We start from the raw sequence: 21,422 nt of genomic DNA, 5'->3' as shown, positions 1-21,422 counted from the left end.
AGCTGAGTTGCGCGATATTTACACAAATTAGACGAGGGAACATGGGCGGTTAGGGTCATGACTACATCCGTTTAGAGTACTTTGCATTCCATTTAACACATCAACTATTCAGTCAATCTGATTTCTAATATCGCCTATAAAATAAACTGATACCGTATCTGATGCAAGCATGCTGCTGGTACAGGTAACGTGCTTTCGCCAATACTTTGCGTCTTTCAAGGGAGAGACCGTGTTTGTCTTAAGCGAGTATTACTCGCTTAAATTTTAAAGATTACATTGGTTTAAGGTAACTTAGTGGCAACAGAAGCATAGACTCCCAGAGTGAATTTGGTTAACGTCAAAAAGAGCGATTAATTGGTACATTTTAATTATGTAACCTGCATATGATTGTTTGCATCACAGACCAATAATAATGAATAAGGTGAGAGTGTGTTAAATCGGGATAGAGCACTGTTGTTAAAAATTACGCTCTGCTATGGAATATTCGTTGTATTCGGTAGTTGGGTGCCTTTCAATTTTAATTCGTTGCCGATGAGTGACGCTATTCAGGCGTTCTCTGAATTGAAAAAACTCGATTTTGCGATTGTTAATCGGTCCGATTGGTTTACCAACTTTTTGCTGTTTATGCCTTTGTTTTATTTGCTGCTTGTTGTAAGCCCTAAACAAAGCACACTGCTAGCGCGAACCCTGCAAATACTCTTTATTTGCGGTGCTTTACTCTGTGTTTCTATTGGTATTGAGTTTGTGCAGCTATTTTTGAATGATCGGGTTTCGTCGTTTAAAGATGTTTTTGCGCAGTTTTTGGGCATGCTCGCTAGCTTTGTTTTGTATCTGTTCACTCGTGACAAGTTTATCTCTATGGTGCATGAGCTAAATCGCCATGGGGGTGACAATAAATGGATAACTTACGCCAATGCCACGTTAACCGTACTGGTTATTTACAGTGTTATGCCGCTAGATTTGTCTGTTAGTCCGGTAGAGCTGTTCAAAAAATGGCAACAGGGGCGAATTACGCTCATTCCTTTTACGTCAATTGAATCGAGCTTGATTGAGTGGTTGTTCGGGGTATTCTCTGACATCTTTTTATGGGGCCTAATTACTTGGCTGTACGTGAAAAGTTCGCTGTATACGCACGCTCAAATATTAAAGAGGTGTCTTTTCTATGCTGTCGCTATTGAGCTGGGGCAATTATTGGTGCTTAGCCGCTATACGGATACAACTGATATTATCAGCGCCTTTGTGGGGATCATGTTAGCGCTCAAGTTTTTTACGACGCCCAGCGTTTCAGAGGACGAAAACCTGCGAGCAGAGAATACTCAAAACACAACAGGATTAGCGCAATATGCGCAAGAGGGGGTTTTGGTTGGTTGGTGTTTTATGTTGTTCGTTTTTGCGATATATCCTCTTGAACTTGTTGCTGGTAAAGAGATTGCTTTGGCCAACTGGCATAACTTTTTCTCAATGCCGTTAGAAACTTATTGGCGCGAAGGCCCTTTACAAGCTGTGACACAACTACTGCGTAAAGTATTGTTGGTGGTGCCGCTGGGTATTTTATTGGCTTTGGTATCGAATAAATATCAATTTAAAAAAGAGACCCGTATTTTAGGGTGTTTGTGCGCGGTCATGTTTTTATTTGCGCTAGAGCTATTGCAGATCCTAATTGTAGATAAAGTCGCCGTAGCGACAGATGTAGTATTGAACTGTTTTGGTTTGCTGATTGGATGGAAGGCATTTCAGTTGCATTCAAATAAATCCACTATCGACCCATATGCCCAAGTGCCTGAGGCAGATCATGAGTTGTCAGGTAGCAGTGCCCCGCGACAGGCAACCAGTCAAATCATTCGATTTTATCCTTTCGCTGTTTTCACACTCATACTATTAGCTTTGATATTCGTGCATGGGGACTCTCGCACTCCTTACAATATTAAAGAATTATTCGATCCTGACTGGGTGTGGTTTAGCGCGGCTATGATGTCGTTGTCTTTTTTAGTGGCATTTGGTTTGCCCGCCATTTTGCTCAACGCGGCACAGAAATATCAAAAAACATCAGCCCTGATGAGCTTGCTCATGGTGTTGCTACATACCTTGCTGGTTTTTAATCTGTTTTTTATTACCTTTCCAAATGAAAGCTTGTACGACATTCTGGGGTATCCTACTTGGCGTGACCAATCTCATTACCTTGAGCTTGGGTACCGATTCTTAGGCTTTTTTCTGCCTTTTTCTGGGGCGCTTTTTTTGGTGAATAATTGGTTAACTTCCAGTGAATCGATTCATTTTAAGACCAGCCGCTTAGCATTTACCTTTTTGTATGCGTTCATTATTTTACCGATATCGTACCTTGTGGTGATCGTGCAAGCAGGAACAGACAACATTGTAGAATTACTGCCTAACAACGGGCATTCATTTAAATTACTCTTTATCGTGACGTATATTTTACTGCTGGCCTACGTGTCGGCATGGTGGGTTAAGAAAGCGCCAACCGCGAGTGCGTTTAACGTGCTGGGGTACGCTATCGTCACGCTTGTTACCGCTCCCCTTGGTTTTTACCTTGTGCAGAACGGAATGCAGGACGTGATAATCAAATACGGGAAGGTGTTCTCTGGCTTGCAGTTTATTTTGAGCCCCTCAAGAGAAAGCTTGGTGTCAGCAGAGCAGTTGTTCTTGAGGTTTTCCATATTGCACTTCATGTTGCTAGCAATGCTTTTTATTTCAGGTTTTGCATCACGGGGGTTTACTTTAAACAGCGTATCGCTAAAGAGTAAAAATATAACAAATAATCATAACAAGAGGCTTGGGGATGTTGGTATCAAGTAGTAGAGGCGTTATTTTATTATTGAGTGCGCTACTGTACCTAATAGCGGGCACAGCAAACGCGCAAGACATAAGCAAATTTACCGAGGGAATGGCGCACAAAACGGGCTTTTTTGATTTTTACTATGATGGTGAAAACGATAAAGTGTATTTGAGCATTGATAAATTAGCCCAGCCGTTTTTATTTCAAAGCAGTATGCCTCAAGGCATAGGGTCAAACGATATTGGTCTTGACCGAGGGCAGTTGGGTAAAACGCGGTTAGTGGAATTTCAGCGTTTTGGCAATAAAGTGTTGCTCAAACAATTAAACACCGCGTATCGCGCTAGTTCAGCCAACCCAGCAGAGCAGGCCAGTATCGATGAAGCCTTTGCAGACTCAGTGTTAGTGGGCTTACCTGTTGTCGCGACCAGCAACGATAGCGTACTAGTGGATTACACGGATTTTCTGCTCTCTGATATACACCAGATTGGGGATCGCTTAAGCGCAACCAAGCAGGGCAGTTATGCACCTGACGCGAGTCGCAGCGGCGTGTATCTTGCCCGCAGTAAGGCCTTTGTTGATAACACTGAACTTGAGTCTTTGGTGACCTTTGGCGGCACTAAACCTGGGGAGTACGTGAAGCAAGTTACCCCTGCGCCCAAAAGTATTTCGGTGCATTTGCATCACTCGCTTATTCGTTTACCGGATGATAAATACCAACCCCGCCAATTTGTTCCCTTTTCAGGTTACTGGGCACTTGGGTATCAGGACTACTCTGCACCGATTGATAAAAGTATGACAGTCCAGTTTATCCCTCGTCATCGCTTGGCAAAGAAAAACCCTAAGGCCAAAGTGAGTGAGGCGGTTGAGCCTATCATCTATTACCTTGACCCCGGGATCCCTGAACCTGTGCTGGGCGCATTGCTTGATGGCGCTCGCTGGTGGGATCAGGCATTCACTGACATTGGTTACAAAGATGCCTTTCAGGTGAAAATATTGCCTAAAGGGGCTGACCCCATGGATGTACGTTACAACGTGATCCAGTGGGTACACAGGGCGACTCGCGGCTGGTCTTATGGCAGCTCAGTGGTTGATCCGCGCACGGGGGAAATCATTAAAGGTCATGTGACGCTGGGCTCACTGCGGGTGCGACAAGACTATTTAATTGCCCTTGGCTTAACCAGCCCGTTTACCGGGGATACAACTGATACCCAAGGGCAAAAAGACATGGCTTTAGCGCGTATTCGCCAGCTATCAGCTCATGAAGTAGGCCATACATTGGGCATAGCGCATAATTTCGCCGCCAGTGAATATGGCCGCGAATCCGTGATGGATTACCCACATCCGCGCATCACCCTACAAAACGGCAAGATAAGTTTAGAGGGGGCTTATGCCACAGGCATGGGAAAATGGGATAACTACGTGATTGCATACGGTTATCAAACCTATGCAAATTCACAAGACGAAGCCAAAGGTCTAAAGGCACTTGTTACCCAAGCTCGGGCCAGTGGTATGCGCTATCAATCTGATCCAGATGCCAGACCGTTACATGCAGCTAATCCATCAGGCAGTTTATGGGATAACGGCGAAAATGCCGTGGCTGAGCTTGAACGCATCAGTAAAGTACGCGAGGTTGCCCTTGAACAATTCGGGCTCAACAGCATTCCTACCGGTAGCACTTTGTCTTCACTCGAAGAGCGTTTAGTACCGATTTATTTGCTGCATCGCTATCAGCTTGATGCGGTAGCAAAACTGATTGGCGGGGTCGAGTACGAATATGAAAGTAAAGGAGATTATAGCCAGCCTAAAGGGGCGCAAGTGGTGGGCAGCAAGGCGCAACGCACCGCGCTAGATTCCCTGCTTGATACCTTGCAGCCTAGTTATTTAACCTTGCCTGAGCGTATTGTTAGCTTGATACCACCAAAAGCCTACGGCGAGTCGCGTAATCGAGAAAGTTTTGATGGGCGTACCGGCTTAACATTTGACCCAATATCAGCCGGAGAATCTGCAGCACATTACAGTGTAACCTTGTTGCTTCAGCCTCAACGCTTAAACCGTTTGGCTCGCCAGCATGACATGAATAAAGACGTGCCGGGCGTTAGCACTGTGGTCTCTGCCTTATTGGCACGCAGCTTAAAACAAGAAAGTGACAGTCAACTTGCTCGGCGTATTAATTATGTAGTGCTTAATGGCTTGGTAAACGTATTGGCTAACCCAACGCTGGCACCAGAAGTGAGCGCTACGATTGAGTTGCAGTTACGGGATATCACTACATGGTTAGATAGCATGAAAAAACGCGGGCAAAATCGCATATTGGCCGAGCAGCTCAAGCAGTATTGGCAGACAGGGCAATGGCAATCTCCCTTCAAGGTTAAGCCGCTACCACCGGGCTCGCCAATTTAATGCGTTGGTTACTTATCTAATCATCAAGGTTCACGGTTTAGTGAGCCTTGATTTAAGCTTGATTCTTGGCGATTTCCTTCTGTAGCCAAGCTTTCGCTTTTTGTTCATCATCGAAAAATGCATGCTTTAGGGTGGTTCGTTGGTATATGCCCTCCCAAAACTGTTCAGACACGGCCTTGTATTGAACATCATCAAATACCACAGCAGTGGCGACTAGGTTCATGTTTTCCGCTTGCTTGATTGATTCGACCAACATGCCCGATGCTTCAGGGGGAAGAAGTGGCTCGCCACTTAAGACGGTCAAGCTTGCCCAAGGTTTGTTGCACAATTGCTGGCGGTATTCGTTGACTTCGCGCTGGTACTGCAACACCATTTCAGTGTTGGCAGGGCCTCGGGCTCGAATCACCATCAGGTTTGTCTCGATACATATTTGCAACGTACCGTGCACCGCGAAACTTCTGTTTACCATTAAATCTATTCCTTTGATTTATATCAAATTGCTTAGTAGGTATAACACAGATTTTCCATTCGCACCTGCGCAAATCCGATTTAATAGCGGGCTAAATCGTCGCTGAATATTTTTGCCCAGTAGCCATCCCCAAATAGGCATCAAACACCATACAAATACTGCGCAGTAGTAGTTGGGCTCTTTGGGCGATGATGACTGCGTAAGGCAAATTAGTTACCAGTGCATCTTCAATAAACGGTGCAAGCTGTTGTAGTTCATCAGCGAAATACTGATCAAAATCAATGTTGAATGTCAGCGATATAGCGGTTTTGTCTAGCATTGAGTTACACATAATGTCGCTTATTACCCGCTGACGTATTAGGTCATCTTTACGCAAAGTTAAGCCTTTCTCTAGGGCAGAGCCTTCATGTTCAATGGAGTAGTAATAACCGGCTAGATCCTTGTGGTTTTGGCTATAACTGTTGCCTAGCGCACTGATGGCTGAAACACCAAGCCCCAGTAAGTCGCTCTGACTATCTGCGGTGTAACCTTGAAAGTTTCGTCCTAGCACTTTGTTTTGCTGGGCTTTGGCCAGCTCGTCACTGGCTAAGGCAAAGTGATCAATGCCGATAAATTGATAACCATAACCGCAAAGGGTTTCAATGGCTTGGCGCATAAGATGGAATTTTTGTTCACTATTCGGCAGTGCGTCTTTAGCTAATTTACGCTGCGCCGCAAAGCGCTCGGGTAAATGGGCATAGCTAAACAACGACACGCGCTCGACCTTCATTTTATGCACAAACGCTAACGTACGGGCAAACGTGTCAGGGGTTTGAAACGGCAAGCCGTAAATTAGATCGAGGTTGATTGAGCGAAAGCCCTGCTCCTTGGCTCGGGTAATGAAGCGCTCAATGCTGTCATTCGATTGCACTCGATTGATGGCGTGTTGCACTGTTGAGTCTGTATCTTGTACGCCAATACTCAAACGATTAAAACCCATGTTGGCCATGATATCGATACGCGCTTGAGTCATATTTCGCGGATCAATTTCTATGCTTAGCTGGGCATCGTCCGTGAAGTTAAAATGCGCTTTCAGGCTGTCAATTAATCTTTGTAATTGCGCATCCGTTAGAAAGTTTGGCGTGCCGCCACCTAGGTGCAGTTGGGTTACAGGCTTGTGGCCTAATAGCTCAGCTTGTTGCGCTATTTCTTTTAGTAAATAGTCTAGGTAGATGTCGGCTTTTGATTGTAAGCGAGTGACAATTTTGTTGCAGCCGCAGTAGTAGCAAAGGCGGTGGCAAAAAGGAATATGCACATACAAGGACAATGTTTTATTGTTGCTAAGGTGAATAGCGCGGCGCAGGTCCCAGGTTGAAAATTTAGGGCTGAAGTGCAATGCCGTTGGATATGACGTGTATCGAGGGCCCCTGCTTGGGTATTTATGTAAAAGGGTAAAATCAAGGGTGGGCAAATCAAACGGAGTTGAATTATTTGTCACAGGGGGGCACATGCGTTAGCTCGCTCATTTGTTGCGAAAAGCGCATTTTATTGCAGGTAAAACACAAGAAGTTGATCTGAAACAAGAATCTGAAATAAGAAAGCGTAAGGGCGACAAAATAGTCGCCCTTGCGGTGATTAACCCGAGTCTATTTACACAGGGTTACAGTGCAAAAGTTAGCTAGCGTGCGCCTTTAAACCCGAAGAAATTGTTTTTCATGATTTCTTCTACCGCACCTTCTGGCAGGGCGTTTTCCCACTCGCCACGGCCTTTCGGTAATTGTTTGAGTACATCACGTGAGAATATTTTAAATAAATCATGATCGCTGCAATCAATACCTTGAATAAAGTCATTTTCAAGCAAGTGACGATACAAAAAGCGTAAGTGATCTGGCACTTTAACCGAGGTAAAGTCATTAAGCTCACCACTATCATCAAGCTCTGGGTATACAAATAGGCGGGTATTGTCGGGGAATAACTTACCGAACCCTTCAAGAATACCGCCTTCTACGCCTCGATAAGATTCTTCATCGAAGATTTGCTTAATGTTGATCATACCAACCACTATGCCGATCTGTAGTTTGGTGTATTGCCTAAAGTAAGCACGTAACGAGAAATAGCGCGTGTAATCTGACACCATCACGTTGTAGCCTAGTGAGTTAAGCAACTGCACTCTGGCAATAATGTCTTTTGACGGGACTTTCGCGTCATTCCCTCGGCTGTCGTTTAGGGTAATTTCGGCAATGGCAACCGTGTTTCCTTGTTCCACACCGGGCAATTTTCTAAAGGCTAATTGCCCCTGTTCAATCATATCAACATTTAGCTTGGTCACTGGCCTGAACGAGCCACGTATCGTTAACACGTTCTTTTTGTAGAGCATTTCAGCTGGCACTGCCACTGTGCCATCGGGTTTAAACATGATGGCGCGGGTCTTCCAGCTTCTGATCAGGTGAATGTTCTTGGCGCGGTTGTCTACATCTTCGAAGTAGGGGCCTTTAAATTCAATTGAGTCTATTTCAATGCGATTGGCTTTGATGTTATCGGTCAATGAATCAATGATTTTTTTCGGGTTTTCAAAGTAGTAGTAGGCTGCGTAAATCAGGTTTACACCTATTACGCCAAGGGCTTGCTGCTGGGCTTCTGCGTTGTCATCAAGCATGCGCACATGCACTGTAATATCTGATGGTTCAGCACCTGGGTACATTTGCACACGAATACCACACCAAGCGTGACACTCGTTGGCACGGTTAAAACTTTTGGCGGCAACAGTGGCTGCATAAGCAAAATAACGTGAAGAGCGCGAGCGGGTGTCGCCAACACGATCAAGCACGAGCTCAAACTCTTGTTCCATCATGGCTTTTACCCGCGCTTTACTAACGTACCGTCTATCTTCTTGTACGCCGTAAATCGCATCAGAGAATTTCATATCATAAGCAGACATGGTTTTAGCAATAGTGCCAGCTGCTGCCCCCGCCAAGAAAAACTGCCTAGCGACTTCTTGGCCTGCGCCAATTTCCACGATGGTGCCGTATTTTTTCTCGTCAAGGTTGAGGCGCAACGCTTTGGCACTGGTATTTCGTGAACTGGTCTGGTTGTCCATGTCTTCTCCTAAAGAATGTATAGGTTATACCCATGTTTTATTTGGTATTTTTGTTACTGGGCTGATTATACCCGCTAACGTATTTAGTTGTCCTAACCGAATAGCGCTTTTTATTCGATCGTCGATGTATTCAAATTAACCCGAGCATATTGATTAACTGCGTTTGCTAAAACTGAGTGAGGCACTGCTGGTTTTGCGCACTCAACAGGTAATTTACATGCTGTAAATTACCGTCATTTTTCGCCGGCGTTATGCCTAGGGCACACGCAATTACGTTGTATACCTCTATGTTGTCAAATGGGGCAACGGGTTTACTGCCTTGGCTACTAGCAAAAGCTGGGCCGCTCGCAATAAATGTAGCAGCCATTTCAGGAGCTTGATTGTCGTAACCGTGTGTCGCTTTATTTTTTAATTTTGTTGGGTCAGGGACGCTATTGTCTTTACTGGCGAAAACACTCCAGCCGGGATCGGCGAGCAGCATTAGATCTGGCCCTCGTTGGGGGTGATCAAAATGATAATTGGCCGGTAATGCCCCGCGCTTTATGACGCGTAAATGCTCTATTTTGTTCTCAGTTAGTGCTTTATATGCACTGTCGACGTGCGCCTCATCACCATATAAGTTCAAAAATGGCGCATAAACAGGTGTGTTTTTATTGTGCCAATCAGGAATAGCAAACTGCGACCAGTCGACCTGAGAGTCGAGGTTAATAATACGCTCGCCACTTAGGTTAATCATGCCGTGATCAGAGAGCACAATGATATTGCTATCAGCACTTATATTACTTTTTTCAATCCCCGCGATTAAATTCCCTATGTGTTTATCGACGGTTTGTATGGCGTCTGTTTCTTGTGTGGAGTTAACTCCAAACATATGCGCGGCGCTGTCTACCGCTGAAAAATACAACGTCACAAAATGGGGACGCTCGGCTTCAGGTAGGCTAAGCCATTGCAATACTTCGGTAACGCGTTCGCCATAGTCTTTGCTTTGATTGAACGGTTTCCAAAACGAGGGGCGCACATTGCCGATGGGAGTTTCAGAGCCGACCCAATAGTAAGTGGCTGATTTAACGCCTTGCTTTTCTGCTGTTATCCAAATGGGCTCGCCGCCCCACCAATAATCTTTAGTGGTATCTGTTCTGCGTGAAAACGCGCGTTTTAGTTTGCGATCAAATGGGTAGTTAGATACCAAGCCATGATGCTCAGGATGCAGCCCAGTGGCTAATGAGTAAAAGTTGACGAAGGTTTTACTGGGCATGGCGGGCCTCATGCCTTGAGCGTGAATGCCTTTTTGCGCAAGTTTGTACAAGTTAGGTGAATCGTGCGCATTCATGCTTGCTGGGCGTAACCCGTCGACACCAATCATAATCACGTAAGGTGCGGTGTTTTGTGCACAAGCGAGGCCGTGTAACCCAAGGGTTAACAATAAAAATAGAAAACGAAAACATGTCATAAATGTACTCAAAGTGTGTATGTAGCGCGTATGTATGGGGAGGCTGCGTCGTGCTCACGCCAACAAAACTAAGACGTTAGACTTCGAAAATTATATCGAATAATAGCGCCGAGCTATAGATGGGTCATAAATAATTAATTTTTTGCTGGAAAAACGTCAGCGAGCTGCTCAGCAAGTCATGACGTATTAAACACTTTGTTTCAGTTTTTTTGCTTCTTTCATCGGAATATTAGATTGCCACAATCTGTTTTAATCATTTTATAGATTTTAGATTTCTATCCATACTCCTTTTCAGCCACAGGACAGGCCGTATAGAGCAGCATAACGCTAGCTCACGACCCTAGTGATGACATGTAAGCGGATACTGCAAAGCAGAACGTTACATTTTATGACTAAACGCAAACCACGAAGCGTCCCATTACTTAAACACGCTTGGGACACACAAGACTTAATTGGAGCATTAAAATGAGAATAAAAACTTCACTTCTTGTTGCCGCTACACTTTTCAGCGTTGCAACTATGACGAGCGCAGAAACGCTCACGCGTCAAAATGGGGCACCAGTAGGGGACAACCAAAATTCGCAAACGGCTGGTCCTTGGGGCCCAGTGTTATTGCAAGATAGCCACTTAATTGAGAAGTTGGCCGCCTTTGATCGCGAACGTGTCCCTGAGCGTGTTGTACACGCCCGTGGAACAGGTGTTCACGGTTACTATGAAAACTATGTTGATTTATCAGACATCACAGTGGCAGCGCCATTTCAAAGCGAAAACAAAAAAACAGACGTGTTCGTGCGTTTTTCAGCGGTAATCCACGGTCATCAATCACCTGAAACCCTGCGTGACCCACGTGGATTTGCAGTGAAGTTTTACACTGAGCAAGGTAACTGGGATTTAGTGGGCAATAACTTTCCTGTGTTCTTTATTCGTGATGCGATTAAATTCCCAGATATGGTACACAGCTTAAAACCATCACCTGTGACCAATGCCCAAAGTGCTGCGCGCTTATTTGATTTTTTCTCTCATGTGCCTGAGTCCACGCATATGCTAACGCACTTATTTTCAGACATGGGTACGCCAAAAAGCTACCTCAATATGGATGGCTCAAGTGTTCACGCATTTAAATTTGTTAATGCAAAAGGCCAAGTTAAATACTTCAAACTGACATGGAAAACCAAGCAGGGTCAAAAGAACTTTACCGCCAAAGAAGCGCAAGAAATGCAAGGTAAAGACTTTCAGCCTATGACCACAGATATTTACACCCGTATCGGTCAAAACGGTGAAACGGCATCTTGGGATCTATATTTGCAGACCATGGAGCCACAGCAGCTTGATGACTTCGACTTTAACCCTCTAGATACCACTAAAATCTGGCCTGAATCGCTTATTCCAGCGAAGAAAATCGGTAAGCTTACCCTTAACCGTGTACCAGACAACTTTTTTGAAGAAACAGAGCAGGCCGCATTTGCGCCAAGTAACTTGATCCCAGGTATTGAGCCATCAGAAGACAGAATGCTTCAAGGTCGTTTGTTCTCGTATGCTGATACCCAGCGCTACAGAATTGGTGTGAACGCATACCGTATTCCGATTAATGCACCGCGTAACGCAGCAATCAATAACCATGAGCAACACGGTAAATTGCGCACCACTAACAGTACACGTGACGTGAATTATCAGCCAAGTCGCCGTGTAGCGTTAGATGATGACAACCAGTACAAATACGCGCAAACACCTTTATCAGGCACAACCCAGCAGGCGCCTTTCTACAAGCAGCGCAACTTTGCTCAAGCGGGTGAGAAGTTCCGCTCATTTAGCAAGACTGAGCAGCAGCACTTGATAGAAAACTTAGGCACCACCTTAGCAGGTGTACCTGAAGAAGAAATTCGCGTGATTATCAGTGCTTTTATGTACAACGCTGACAAAAATTATGGAACAGGTGTGGCGAAGTTAGCCAGTGCTCCTATCAGCAAAGTGAAAGCTACCGCTAAGCAACTGATGGACGTGCAAGCACAGCGTGAGAAGCGTGCTAAGAAAGTGGCTGACGACTTTAGCCGAATTTCATACAACGCTGATTTATAAGTTACATAGGCAATTAACCACGTGAGGTGAGTCAGTCACCGAGCGTGGTTAAGTCGCGCAATTATTCACTGTGTGTCAGGGAAAAACACCTTGATGCACCATTGTGAACATATTAAATATTCTCAATCTTAAATACAGAGGAATCAGTTATGAGCAATTTTGTTCAACTACCGATAAAAGCCTTGATGGTATTGTTGTTTCTTGCAGTCGCATTTTTCAGCGAAGCAGAGTCTGTTGATAGCGAACGCTTACAAACTGTATATTTTGATGCTGCCAGACAAGGCGACATCGCGACTTTAGGTGCCTATTATGCTGCGGGTTTAAGCCCAAACGTTGCTGATAAGAAAGGTTACACTGCGCTGATTTTATCGGCATATCATGGTAAAACCGAAGCCGTAGAATACTTATTAAGCCAAGCTAATGTAAATGCTTGCCAAGAAGATAACTCTGGTAATACCGCATTAATGGGGGCGATATTTAAAGGTAACTTTGGGGCGATCAAAGCGTTGATCAGTGCTGATTGTGATATTGACCAAGCCAATAGCCAAGGCCAAACCGCCGCTATGTTCGCGACGCTTTTTAATCGCACTGAAACCATTGCTGCATTAACTGACGCCGGAGCTGATTTGACTGCCAAAGACAGTTCAGGCAATAGCTTAGTCGACATCGCGCTTAGCCAAGGTAACTATGAACTGGCTGAAGCGTTGAGTGAAAAACAAACAGTAAAGTAGTCGACTGATAATCCTAAGCTAAGTCAGAAGTGATAAGGAGTACACGGGGAAAAGGTCATACCAGACCATTAATTTGGCTAATAGTTAATCATGAGTACGACTTAGTTACATTTTCTTTAATCAGACGTTAGAAATTAGCGGAATTTCCATTTTTTGTTTCATTCGACTTTGTTATTATCCCGCGCTTAAATTAACGTTCTGTTAATCAAACAAACACGTTTAGGCGGGGTGCGCTCAGCGCGCTCTATTTCAAATTACTCTGAACAGAGACACGCGCTGTTATGATCATCTTTTTTATCTGTATCACCCTCTTGATCCTCGGCTATAAGTTTTATAGTCCCTTTGTTGAAAAACAAGCAGGGATCGACTCAACAATCGCCACGCCACAAACCCGTTTCAACGAAGGGGTGGATTATGTGCCTATTCATCCTGTGCGTGCTTTCCTCATTCAATTCTTAAACATTGCCGGTGTTGGTCCTATTTTCGGCCCCATACTAGGCGCACTTTACGGCCCGGTTGCCTTGGTTTGGATTGTTATTGGCAACGTATTGGGCGGCGCTGTACATGATTACTTCTCAGGTGTGATGAGCATCAAGGAAGACGGGAAGAGTTTGCCCGAAATCGCGGGTCATTATTACAACATAGTGTTTAAAGGCTTTATGTTGATATTCACGGCTATGTTGTTGTTCTTTGTGGGCGTGGTATTCATTATGAGCCCAGCCGGTTTGTTAAGTAACTTGGATTCATTTCAAGGCACTATGCTGGCTGATAATACATTTTGGGTCTTGGTTATTTTGGGCTACTACTTTTTAGCTACCTTGCTACCGATCGATAAAATTATCACCAAATTTTATCCTATTTTCGGTTTATTGATGATCGTAATGACCTCGATGATCGCCATTGCTTTATTGATTGATGCACCGCATTTGCCAATGGCAGGCGACTTTTTAGCCTATTTTGAAGCGGATCACGCCCACGACTTTTTAGCGCCGAACCCTGATGGCTTGCCTACTTGGCCATTATTGTTCATCACCATAACCTGTGGTGCTATTAGCGGCTTTCACTCAACACAAGCGCCGATTATTGCTCGTTGTTTAACCAATGAAAAATACGTACGCCCTGTGTATTACGGTGCCATGATGTGTGAAGGTATCGTTGCTTGTGTATGGGCGTTAGCTGGGATCGCAGCCTTCCCTGAAGGATACGCACAGCTTAAAGATATGCTCGATACGGGTGGCCCTGGTTTAGTGGTTAACCATGTCGCTAATACCTACCTTGGGGTGCTTGGCGGCATAATGGCTATTGTTGCCGTGGCAGTATTTCCTATTACATCAGGGGATACCGCGTTTCGTTCATTGCGTTTAACCCTAGTGGATGCATTTAGCATTCCCCAGAGTGTTCGTAATCGTTTGTTGTTAGCCGTGCCTATTTTAACAATCGCGTACTTTATGACTAAATTAGACTTCACCGTTATTTGGCGTTATTTCGCGTTTTCAAACATGTTGCTGTCTACCAGTGTGTTGTGGTTGGCTACCAAGTACTTGTTTGACCGAGGCACATTCCACTGGATTGCCAGTATTCCTGCGGTAATCGCCAGCGGCGTCACCATCTCCTACATTATGACGGCAGCCATTGGGTTTAATTTGTCAGCTGATTTAGGCAAGCCTATTGGCGCAGTGGTGGTCGTGGTTGGTTTAATATTATTGGTGCTAGCGCACAATAAACATAAGCAAATTGCTGCATAGAGCCTAAGCGATTGTTGAAAATGCGCTAACGCGTATTGATTTATCAGAAAGCTAACCTGAATGGTTAGCTTTTTTTATGCCTGTGTTTTTGATAGTTGGGCGTGCTTGTGTCCGGTGTATTTTCGCTTAGTGGTTAATTGTTTAATGGAATTGGTATAAGCGCGATACTCAACAAAAAGGGACGCCGTGGCATCCCTTTTATCTTCTCGTTGCGAGCTCACTTATTAACGTGCAATGGCATTAAAACTGATATTGCGCGCCAATGTAACCCGCTGCGCCCGATGTATTATAGGTAGCAATGTCTTGATAGTTGGCATCAAATGCGTTTTCTAAACGCGCGCTTAGACTAAGGTTTTTATTAACCGAGTAACGAGCGCTCACATCAACCACTTCATAGCCTTTTAGTTCAACGCCATCAACTGAGTCATGAGATGAGCGTAGGCTAGCGGCTAACTTCCATGTGTTGTTATCGTAAAATACGCTTATGCTGCCTGAGTTGCGCGGGCGACGGCGGCGCTGATCGCCAGCAGTATCTTCGGTGTCGTTGTAGGTGTAGTTGGCGCTAACACCAATGGTATCGGTGATTGCAATATCAGCGATCAGCTCAATTCCCTCAGAAGTGCTTTCGCCTAAATCTTGTAAGTAACCTGAAAAGGCAGCGAGATCAAAATAGATGCTGTCTTCTATCTTTTGATCAAAGTAGGTGGCTTCAAACTTCGAACCCGAGGCCAGTGTGTACGTCAAACCTACTTCATAGCCTTTGGTGGTCTCTTCTTTTAAATCCACTTCAGAGGCGGGCGCGCTAGAGAAAGGACCTGTGTTGTAAGCGATTTCACTTAAACTCGGTGCTCTAAAACCAGTACCGTAAGCACCTCGAAGTTTTAATTCGTTATTACCAACTGCCCATATATAGGCACTGCTCAAACGATAACTGGTATGCTCGCCAAAATCTTCATTGTCGTCATGACGAACGCCAGCAGTAACAAAGAGGTTACTGATGACTTCACTCTGGTATTCAAGATAGTAACCGCGCTGAGTGCGGCTATCATCATCACTAGTGATTTTTTCTTGTTTCCAGTCGATGCCGTAGACTAAGTTGGCATTTTGATTTAACTCTGTACTGCCAAGATATTCAGCACGTTCAACGGTACCTTTGGTATCAAAGCTAGATAGGCCCTCGGTGATAAACTCGCGCTCGATGAAGCTTTTAGCCAGTGAAAATTGATGTTCTGAAGTGTTTGTGGAGTAGTTAGCGCTTACGCGTAAATCTGTTTGGTCAAACTCATTTTCACAGTCATTTGTAGAGCCGGCTGCACCAAAACACGAATCATATTCACCTTCTGCATTGGTGTTTCGTGCAACAAAATTCAGCTTCATCTGTTCATTCACTTGATAACCTAAGCGAGTGTGTAATGTAGTGTTGTCGTATCCGTCATCATCTTGGTTTTCAAGCGTTGTTACGCGAGAGTTAAAGCCATCGGTTGAGAAATCAGATGCGGCAAGGTAGTAATCGAATTTATCGGTTGAACCACCCACGTCAGCGGCTAAATTGGTCGCGTTGTAACGCCCATATTCTGCAGATAATTGACCTGACGGTGCGCCCACGCCATTCGCGGTTTCGATGTTGATCACGCCACCAGCATCAGCACCATACACTAAACCTTGGCTACCACGGAGTATTTCAACGCGGTTGATGTTGCTACTTTGTATTTGACCAAAGTTAGGGCCGACTTGTGTGCCTGTTGGATCTGACACCTCGACGCCATCGATACGAACTTGGGTGCGGTAGCCTTCTTCACCACGAATTCGCAGGCTGGTTGTTGATCCGGCGCTACCATTACTTGTAACAGTGATCGAGGGCTGAGTACGTAGTACATCGGCTAGATTTGCATAGCCACGGGTTTCAATTTCGTCTCGGGTCATTACGGATACAGAGGTAGCGACTTCACGAATGGGCATAGCCACGCGGCTTGATACTACGACCATGCGCTCTAGGTTACTGTCAGTTTGATTAGCTTGACTTGTCGGCGCTGTGTCAGTGGTTTGTGCGATAGTTGGGCTTGCGGCTAGGGCAAACGAAATAGCGATAGCCAATGGGCGGTGTTGCATGTGTGTTCCTCAATCTGAAAAAAGTTAACGATCGAAGGAGGGGTAAAATGCGTGAATTATAGTAACTTTGCAGAGATATACAGTGAAGTGACGACAAATAACGTCAAAACCACATCAGCCAGCAAGTTAATTTGATAGGTGCATTCTAATGAAGCCCTCCGCTTCATCCGTAAATAACTAGTTCGTAGGCCGGTGTCGGGCTGGCATCTCAATGGATGCGTACCGTTGCGGGGGCAGCGATGGATTCACCTAGACAGCCATATTTCGTCTAGTAACACCATACTTCCCGTTTACCCTGTTCAGTTGAAATGGCTCACAACCAACAGGCACCTAGAATAGCGGCCGAGACCATACAAACACTGGGCTATAAAGTCAATGAATAAGGCCTCAAACCAGCCGTTAATGCATACCGCCACGAAAATATTTAAAGGACTTGTTATCAAGACACCCATGACAAGATGGTTTGAGAAATCGTTATCAAGACACCCATAACAAGATGTTGTGGAAATTGTTATCGAGACACCCGCGACAAAATCGGTTCGGTATCTTGTGCGTTAGTTAAAATCGTTATCGAGACACCCCATAACAAGATGGTTTGGAAATCGTTATTGAGACACCCATGACAAAAATCGTTATCAAGACACCCATAACAAGATGTTGTGGAAATTGTTATCGAGACACCCGCGACAAAATCGGTTCGGTATCTTGTGCGTTAGTTAAAATCGTTATCGAGACACCCCATAACAAGATGGTTTGGAAATCGTTATTGAGACACCCATGACAAAATCGGTTCGGTATCTTGTGCGTTAGTTAAATTAGTTGGTCGGGAGCGTTAGTTTCCGGAGGTTTCGTGAGGAGGTTGAAATTAGATAAAGGCGTTTCTAGGGAACACCTAGAGAGGGACTCGCTTTATCGCCTGTATCCGATTTGCTTACAACCCTAGCTTACAAAGCTAAGAGCATTCTTGTATGTACCTTCTGCTATTTGGTGTTGGCTTACAGCTGTTTATATCAATTCAAATATGAGGGATATGATATTAACCATTTTTATCGCAGGTTAAATATTAGTTAAAAAAAGGTTGTTTTTCACTTTGTTTAACATTAAATTAACCATAATTGTTAAACCGGTTCACCCATTGCAGTATGAGTTTCCGGTTTTTTTATAAGATAAAAATGAACCGGTTCATTTTGTTATCGAATAATTGCCGAGTCAGAAAATATGCTTAGCACACAGTATTGACGTAGTCGGCAATCCCTTTAATAGAACGAATAAATAAATAGAAAAATTGAGGTAAGAGTCCTTATGTTTAATCAAAGTAATTCATTCTCTCGCTGTGTATTGGGAGTGTCGGTTGCCCTAGGGTTAAGTGGCTGCTTAGGAGGTGAGAGTCTCAATACCGAATCGGCTACTTACGTACCTGAGTCTCGCCCCTTAGACGTTATTGCTCCTGCTGATATTGAAGTGAAACCCGGTGATGATGTGACGATTTCTGGTCGATTGGTGGGGACAACTGACGGACAAACTGTAGTTTGGAGCCAAATCAGCGGAACTGCGGTTTCGATTACAGACCCGAGCGCTGCAACATTAACGTTTTCAGTTCCAGATAGCATTCGCTCTGACAAATTAGTGTTTCAGATCGCGGCTATAAATGCAGATGGCAGCGCTGCGACCAATGAAGATGGTGAGGCGATTGTTGATATCGTTGAAATTACAGTGTTTGACCCAGACTCTGTCATCACACTAGATGTAAGTGCTGATAGCGCAACGTTAAACGGTGCGACCTTAGTCGTTGAAGGTGATGATATGTTCGTCGCGGGAGCGATGAACGATACCCATACTGCGGATATAGAGCCAGGTATGTCGGTAACTTTTAATATTGACGATCAAGTGGGTTTCTACACGTTAAACGTGCGTTATTTGATCCCTACAGACTACGGTGGAAAGATGGCATCGGCCATTGTCAACGGTGTCACGTATGATTTTGAGTTTAGTGCGACAGGGCAGTGGGAAGAGCTACGTGTCGGTGTTGTTAAACTAACCGACGGTGAGAACACTATCGAGGTTGGAGGGGGGTGGAACTATTATCGTATCGACGGTATTTCTCTTATCCCTGCTGCAGCACCCGCTGAACCTTTGCCAGTTGCACCAACATTAGTTAACGCGAATGCCAGCGATGAAGCCCTTGCATTAATGAGTTTGCTTAGCGAAAACTACGCTAAAGCGACCCTCTCCGGTCAGACGGAATTCCCGCGTAAAGTTGATGATGACTTTCCACTTACTGAAACCAACAAAATCATTCAGGCCACAGGCGATGACGCTCCCGCTATCGTAGCGTTTGACTACATGAATTATTCTGCTTCTTATGCGGGGGCTGATGGCAGTGCCGAAGGCCTCACAGAGGCGATGATTACCGCGCACAAAAATCAAAATGTCATATTATCTGCACTTTTTCATTGGCGGGCTCCTAGCGGCAATGCGGGCACGGGAGATGGTAGCTTCTATACGGATAGCACGACCTTCAATTTTGCCGCTGCCTTAGCTGATCCCGATGGTGCAGATTACGCTGCGTTGTTGGACGACATAGATACGGTTGCTACAGAACTTAAAAAGCTAGCTGATGCAGGCATCCCAGTAATTTGGCGCCCATTGCATGAAGCGGAAGGTGGTTGGTTCTGGTGGGGCGATCAGGGAGCCAGCGAATACAAAAAACTATGGATGTTAATGTATCAACGTATGACCGATATGCACGGATTAAATAACCTTATCTGGGTATTCACTCACACAGATGGCTTGTCCGAAGATTGGTACCCAGGAGATGAGTACGTCGATATTGTCGGGTTTGACGGGTACGGCGAGCCAAAAAATGACAATACGTTAACGTTTACTAGCCAGTACTCCACTCTTAAGGAACGATTCGATGGCAAAAAGCTGGTGGCATTAACAGAAACAGGCACCATTCCTGATGTGGCCTTGATGCACGAACAAAATGCTTGGTGGTCGTTTTTCATAACCTGGAACTCTGAAACCTGGAACAGCGACTCTGTCATTGGCCCCCAAGGAGCTGACCCAGTAGAAATTGATGAAAATTACGACTATGACGGTGTCATCAATCTAGCAGACTTACCCGGAGGGCGACAAAAAGTCAGTGGCACTTTTGCTAACTTTGAATCGGACGTGTATGGCTGGGAAGCACAATTGAATTGGTCCCCTACTGACGGGATAACTACCAGCACGAACTGGGCCGCTAGTGGGCAAAACTCCCTCGTATTAAGCAAAGACATGACTCAGGCTGATGCGCTAGACAATGTTGTATTTCAGACCTATCCAGCAAACGGTATAGATGTAACTGACGTCGGTACCTTAAGTATCAAGGTAAATGCTATTAATGCAGGCACAAATGTCAACGCGCATATATTTTTCAAAGCGCCTGATGGCGTAGAGAGTTGGCCAGAGGCGGTAGCGGTATCTGAGGGCGGCACTGAGCTGACGATTGACACCACTGACATCGATTTAATTACTGGTTTAGGCGTGCGCTTTCAAGGGCTAGATGGCACAGCTACTGAGGCACAATATCTCATTGATGACGTGCGCCTAGATGGCAACCAAATCTATGACTTTGAGCCGGATCCGATGGGATGGGCAGCGCAGGTAAATTGGAGCAACACCTCTGGTATTACGTTATCGCGAGACTGGTCAAGCGATGGTGCGCAATCTTTGGCCTTCATAAAAGACTTGTCGGCGCTGGGTGTCTCAGAGAATGTAGTGATGCAAACGTACCCTGAAGGTGGAATTGACGTAGCGGATAAGTCGACGCTTACGTTACACGCTTATACTACCGATTCCGGTGCCGCTACAGATGCCCATATTTTCTTTAAAGCGCCAGACGGCGTCGAAAGTTGGCCCGATGCGGTGGCAGTTGGGGCTGACGGTGTGGAGTTATCGATCGATGTGGCAGAGATTGCACAAATAGATGGTTTGGGAGTGCGTTTTAATTCTGTTGATAGCGCAGCTACAAACGCTAAATTTTATATCGATAATATTCAATTGGACGGCGCTAACATTATGAGCTTTGAAGATACTAGCGGCTTTGAGTTGCAAGTAAATTGGGTTCCAGCATCTGGCTTACAGCGTTCCACCGAATGGACGGCAAGTGGGAAATACTCATTGGCTGGTGCGGTGCAGATTGCTGATAGTGATGAGGTCGTTATACAGAATTATCCCCTAGGTGGTGTGCTATTGGGCGATGAGGTTACAGCCTTAACGCTCACAGCCTTTATACCGGGTGCCAGTAGCACAGCAACGGCTAAGTTATGGGCTAAGGATAAAGACGGTACATGGCGAGATGCAGGGGCTGTGCCCATGACCGCTCAAGGTACCCAACTGAGTTTAGATATTGCCGATTTAACAGAAATTCAAGGATTTGGTGTGCAGTTTCAGGGGTTAAGTGACACTGACGGTACATTTTTTATCGACGATGTGAAGTTTACCCAATAAGCCCAAGTGGCATGGCTGCCGTGACCGACCTTAATAAGCATCGCGGCGAACAAACAGCAGTGAATGTGCCGACGACAA

Annotated in this window: 11 protein-coding genes and 1 riboswitch; of the genes, 6 read left to right on the top strand and 5 right to left on the bottom strand. The window is 45.1% G+C overall.

Annotation, left to right across the window (positions count from 1 at the left end; translation table 11 throughout):
- The first annotated feature begins 429 nt into the window (after positions 1–429).
- Together FX988_RS08030 and FX988_RS08025 are read left to right on the top strand one after the other, a co-directional pair.
- On the top strand, positions 430–2,814 hold the full coding sequence (locus tag FX988_RS08030) for a VanZ family protein (protein ID WP_160179146.1): 2,385 nt from the start codon (positions 430–432) through the stop codon (positions 2,812–2,814).
- Entirely contained in the window at positions 2,798–5,194 is a 2,397-nt protein-coding gene (locus FX988_RS08025) for a zinc-dependent metalloprotease (protein WP_160179145.1), read from the top strand. Before FX988_RS08030 ends, FX988_RS08025 begins: the two co-directional genes overlap by 17 nt.
- 52 nt (positions 5,195–5,246) lie before the next feature.
- Here the strand turns inward: FX988_RS08025 and FX988_RS08020 are convergent, their stop codons facing one another.
- From FX988_RS08020 to FX988_RS08005, 4 genes are all read right to left on the bottom strand, one after another.
- Positions 5,247–5,663, bottom strand: coding sequence for a hypothetical protein (locus FX988_RS08020; protein WP_160179144.1), 417 nt, complete (start codon positions 5,661–5,663; stop codon positions 5,247–5,249).
- A gap of 91 nt (positions 5,664–5,754) precedes the next feature.
- On the bottom strand, positions 5,755–7,152 hold the full coding sequence (gene hemN / locus FX988_RS08015) for an oxygen-independent coproporphyrinogen III oxidase (RefSeq protein ID WP_160179143.1): 1,398 nt from the start codon (positions 7,150–7,152) through the stop codon (positions 5,755–5,757).
- Positions 7,153–7,320: 168 nt separating this feature from the next.
- Positions 7,321–8,739 (bottom strand): TonB-dependent receptor, encoded by a 1,419-nt coding sequence (locus tag FX988_RS08010; protein WP_160179142.1) that lies wholly within the window; start codon positions 8,737–8,739, stop codon positions 7,321–7,323.
- Positions 8,740–8,905: 166 nt separating this feature from the next.
- Positions 8,906–10,189: an ectonucleotide pyrophosphatase/phosphodiesterase gene (locus FX988_RS08005; protein ID WP_160179141.1), complete on the bottom strand. Its 1,284-nt coding sequence runs from the start codon at positions 10,187–10,189 to the stop codon at positions 8,906–8,908.
- A 465-nt stretch (positions 10,190–10,654) separates the two neighbouring features.
- Here FX988_RS08005 and FX988_RS08000 point away from each other — a divergent pair, with 465 nt between their 5' ends.
- The 3 genes from FX988_RS08000 to FX988_RS07990 all read left to right on the top strand — a co-directional run bounded on the left by FX988_RS08000 (position 10,655) and on the right by FX988_RS07990 (position 14,741).
- A complete protein-coding gene (locus FX988_RS08000; RefSeq protein ID WP_160179140.1) occupies positions 10,655–12,265 on the top strand; it encodes a catalase in 1,611 nt (536 codons plus the stop codon).
- A gap of 149 nt (positions 12,266–12,414) precedes the next feature.
- Positions 12,415–12,996, top strand: a complete 582-nt coding sequence (locus tag FX988_RS07995; protein WP_160179139.1) for an ankyrin repeat domain-containing protein — start codon at positions 12,415–12,417, stop codon at positions 12,994–12,996.
- A gap of 281 nt (positions 12,997–13,277) precedes the next feature.
- Positions 13,278–14,741: a carbon starvation protein A gene (locus FX988_RS07990; RefSeq protein WP_160179138.1), complete on the top strand. Its 1,464-nt coding sequence runs from the start codon at positions 13,278–13,280 to the stop codon at positions 14,739–14,741.
- 240 nt (positions 14,742–14,981) lie between these two features.
- On the opposite strand, the gene FX988_RS07985 is transcribed toward FX988_RS07990, so the two are convergent.
- The gene (locus FX988_RS07985) at positions 14,982–16,850 is read right to left on the bottom strand and encodes a TonB-dependent receptor plug domain-containing protein (protein ID WP_160179137.1); all 1,869 of its coding nucleotides are present in this window, start codon (positions 16,848–16,850) and stop codon (positions 14,982–14,984) included.
- Positions 16,851–17,019: 169 nt separating this feature from the next.
- A riboswitch (cobalamin riboswitch) is annotated at positions 17,020–17,199 on the bottom strand.
- A 953-nt stretch (positions 17,200–18,152) separates the two neighbouring features.
- On the opposite strand from FX988_RS07985, the gene FX988_RS07980 reads away from it, so the two are divergent.
- Positions 18,153–21,344, top strand: a complete 3,192-nt coding sequence (locus FX988_RS07980) for a glycosyl hydrolase (protein ID WP_160179136.1) — start codon at positions 18,153–18,155, stop codon at positions 21,342–21,344.
- Positions 21,345–21,422 lie beyond the last annotated feature (78 nt).

It is taken from the genome of Paraglaciecola mesophila (assembly GCF_009906955.1).
Lineage (GTDB): Bacteria > Pseudomonadota > Gammaproteobacteria > Enterobacterales > Alteromonadaceae > Paraglaciecola > Paraglaciecola mesophila_A.
This window is presented reverse-complemented; position numbering and strand designations above follow the sequence as displayed.

Bases quoted from the DNA above. Each gene is read 5' to 3' on its own strand.
- FX988_RS08025 (WP_160179145.1), top strand. From the start codon at position 2,798: ATGTTGGTATCAAGTAGTAGAGGCGTTATTTTATTATTGAGTGCGCTA.
- FX988_RS08020 (WP_160179144.1), bottom strand. From the start codon at position 5,663: ATGGTAAACAGAAGTTTCGCGGTGCACGGTACGTTGCAAATATGTATC.
- hemN (WP_160179143.1), bottom strand. From the start codon at position 7,152: ATGTGCCCCCCTGTGACAAATAATTCAACTCCGTTTGATTTGCCCACC.
- FX988_RS08010 (WP_160179142.1), bottom strand. From the start codon at position 8,739: ATGGACAACCAGACCAGTTCACGAAATACCAGTGCCAAAGCGTTGCGC.
- FX988_RS08005 (WP_160179141.1), bottom strand. From the start codon at position 10,189: ATGACATGTTTTCGTTTTCTATTTTTATTGTTAACCCTTGGGTTACAC.
- FX988_RS08000 (WP_160179140.1), top strand. From the start codon at position 10,655: ATGAGAATAAAAACTTCACTTCTTGTTGCCGCTACACTTTTCAGCGTT.
- FX988_RS07995 (WP_160179139.1), top strand. From the start codon at position 12,415: ATGAGCAATTTTGTTCAACTACCGATAAAAGCCTTGATGGTATTGTTG.
- FX988_RS07990 (WP_160179138.1), top strand. From the start codon at position 13,278: ATGATCATCTTTTTTATCTGTATCACCCTCTTGATCCTCGGCTATAAG.
- FX988_RS07985 (WP_160179137.1), bottom strand. From the start codon at position 16,850: ATGCAACACCGCCCATTGGCTATCGCTATTTCGTTTGCCCTAGCCGCA.
- FX988_RS07980 (WP_160179136.1), top strand. From the start codon at position 18,153: ATGTTTAATCAAAGTAATTCATTCTCTCGCTGTGTATTGGGAGTGTCG.